Below are 2,351 nucleotides of genomic sequence, written 5' to 3'. Positions count from 1 at the left end.
GCGTATTGACCGAATAAGAAAAATTAGAAACGACACAGTTCATTCCCCAGAAAAAACAACTACAGAACAGCTAATATCTGCACGAGCAGAAATAGAAAAAATCATAAATACATTCAGCTTACCCTGAGCATTATCTCAACAAAAAACCGTATAAAACACCCATAACATAACTCAAAAAACATACGACAGGTCAATTATCAAATGAAAACTTTCAGTCAACGTAAAGGCTTGAAGACGCAGTCTGAAACGATTCAAGTTAACTCAATGAGCACTGAGCTTCGCAACTCTTTGTGGAATGCACTAGATGTGTCCTTATGGTCCACAAAAAACTATCTTTATTGCAACTACGACGAACCAGTCATTCAACCATTTAGCAAAGCGCTTTGGTTCCACTTCTTTAAAAAAACCATAGACTCAAGACCTGATCGCACGTATAAAATTCTTGAAGACATTCGCACCTATTTCTTTAAATGCGAATGGCATGAAATATATGACTTTTTAGAATTCACTGTAACTTATCACAAGAACTCAAACTCTCGATTAGCAGAATATATAAACCACTTCCTAGAAAGAGAGTTATCCGCTTATCGTTTCGTTTCAGAGCAAATTACAGACATCACAAGCACACAGGAACTGGAAATGCTTGATTCGGCGCTAGCCGATTCCCGTTTTTCCGGTGTAACTGCTCACTTACAACGCGCACTTGAACTTTATGCAAGCCGTGACAATCCCGATTATCGGAACTCAATTAAAGAGTCGATATCAGCAGTTGAAAGTATGGCTCGAATCGTAGCGGAAAACCCAAAAGCGACCTTAAGTGACGCGCTCAAAGCATTGGAGAAAAAAGGGAAACTTCATTCTGCGCTCAAAGATGGTTTCGTCAAACTCTACGCATATACTAGCGATGAAGGTGGTATTCGTCATGCCATGCTTGATGAACCGAAGCTATCTGCTGCTGACGCCCGATATTTTATGCTTTCCTGCACATCGTTCGTAAACTATTTAAAGGCTCAGCTAGCATAAAATCTTATCTCGGGGGCACAGATGAAAATTTAAATCTCTCATCAACACACACAAAACCACGGAGTTTTAGCTTCACACTTAACCCAAGAATACAATAACAAGAGAAAGGCCCGCCTTTTATGCGATCAGGGTTTAGACACCACCCCACAATACAACTCTATCTTCGCCGCAAAAAACCAGATTTAAAGAAATAACAACTTATCATTAATAAAATCCGTAGATACTCATTCGACATTACTTGAAACCTTATATCCGCAAAAAACAAATTACAAACTTTGCTCCACCACTTCTAATAAGTTATTGGCTAATCAAGTCCGCACGCTAATCCTACACAAAAGTCAGATGCCTCCACCTTGCCCCCTACCCCATCAAAGCTTATAGTCCGCCCCGTCGCCCACATGGCGACCAGGTTTGGCGACCTGTTCGATCGGGTGCAAAAGCTCTGTGCTTTATTGCAGACGCTGTTGCACGCTCGCAAAGCTGTCTTTATGGCAGCTGTGCGCGGGAGACCTTCGGGTCTGCCGGTATTCCGATCCCGGTTCGCCAACCTGCGTACAGCTGTCACCCACTCGTTTGGCGACGATTGAGGGGCAGTCAACCTTTGCATTGATCGGAGTTTTCAAACATGGATAGATACATGCCCCTCACCGGAATCGACCTGATCCCGGCCTCCCTGCTCATCGACACCCAAGCCCCACTCGACGTCCTGCAAGCCATGGCCGACTACCGCATCCGCACGGTCACCCAGGTGCTGGAAAACATCGCCTTCCGCGCCGAGATCGGTTGCGACACGGTGGTGCTGTCGGATTTTGCCAAACTGCTGGCCATTCCCCTGCGCGATGGGTGTGACTTGATGGATGTGATCGGTAGACGCTTGCGGGCGCAGACGGCGGAGTAAATGAAAACGGGCGCTGACCGGCGCCCGTTTTTTTTTGATATGGCGTGAACGCTTTATCGCGATGTTGTACAGCTCCTGCATAGCGATAGGACTAATCCCTGGTAGCGATAAATCCCTACATCCCTTCAGTCAATCTGCTCGAACCGCCGCCGCTTCATGAACAATCCCATCCCTATCGCCACGGCAAAAACCGACAGCAACCCCAGATCAAACCCCAACAAGCGGATCTGACCTGCCACAACGCAGCCAATCGCACCCGCCGCCACCAACACCACTCCTAGCCACTTGCGTAGCAGATACGGTTTGAGGAATTGATCAAGCAGAAAGGACAACACCAAGGCAATGACCAATTGAGTAATTACGGACATGTACGTCTCCAGTCAGGTCTTGATGATCAATGTCGAAAGGGTGCGTTGCGGGCCGATACCGC

The 2,351-nt window shown here is 46.3% G+C and carries 3 protein-coding genes; 2 read left to right on the top strand and 1 reads right to left on the bottom strand.

Annotation, left to right across the window (positions count from 1 at the left end; genetic code table 11):
* The first annotated feature begins 201 nt into the window (after window positions 1-201).
* A complete protein-coding gene (locus tag AC1DLB_RS27900; RefSeq protein ID WP_477744321.1) occupies window positions 202-1,023 on the top strand; it encodes an AbiJ-NTD4 domain-containing protein in 822 nt (273 codons plus the stop codon).
* Between the two features lie 625 nt (window positions 1,024-1,648).
* Entirely contained in the window at window positions 1,649-1,921 is a 273-nt protein-coding gene (locus AC1DLB_RS27895; RefSeq protein WP_086945343.1) for a hypothetical protein, read from the top strand.
* Window positions 1,922-2,046: 125 nt separating this feature from the next.
* Here the strand turns inward: AC1DLB_RS27895 and AC1DLB_RS27890 are convergent, their stop codons facing one another.
* Window positions 2,047-2,289, bottom strand: a complete 243-nt coding sequence (locus tag AC1DLB_RS27890; protein WP_086945342.1) for a hypothetical protein — start codon at window positions 2,287-2,289, stop codon at window positions 2,047-2,049.
* Window positions 2,290-2,351: the final 62 nt, after the last annotated feature.

The sequence above is a fragment of the Pseudomonas sp. 05N434 genome, from assembly GCF_056396965.1.
Note: the sequence above shows the minus strand (reverse complement) of the source record. Positions and strands in the feature narration are given on the sequence as shown.

Bases quoted from the DNA above. Each gene is read 5' to 3' on its own strand.
- AC1DLB_RS27900 (WP_477744321.1), top strand. From the start codon at position 202: ATGAAAACTTTCAGTCAACGTAAAGGCTTGAAGACGCAGTCTGAAACG.
- AC1DLB_RS27895 (WP_086945343.1), top strand. From the start codon at position 1,649: ATGGATAGATACATGCCCCTCACCGGAATCGACCTGATCCCGGCCTCC.
- AC1DLB_RS27890 (WP_086945342.1), bottom strand. From the start codon at position 2,289: ATGTCCGTAATTACTCAATTGGTCATTGCCTTGGTGTTGTCCTTTCTG.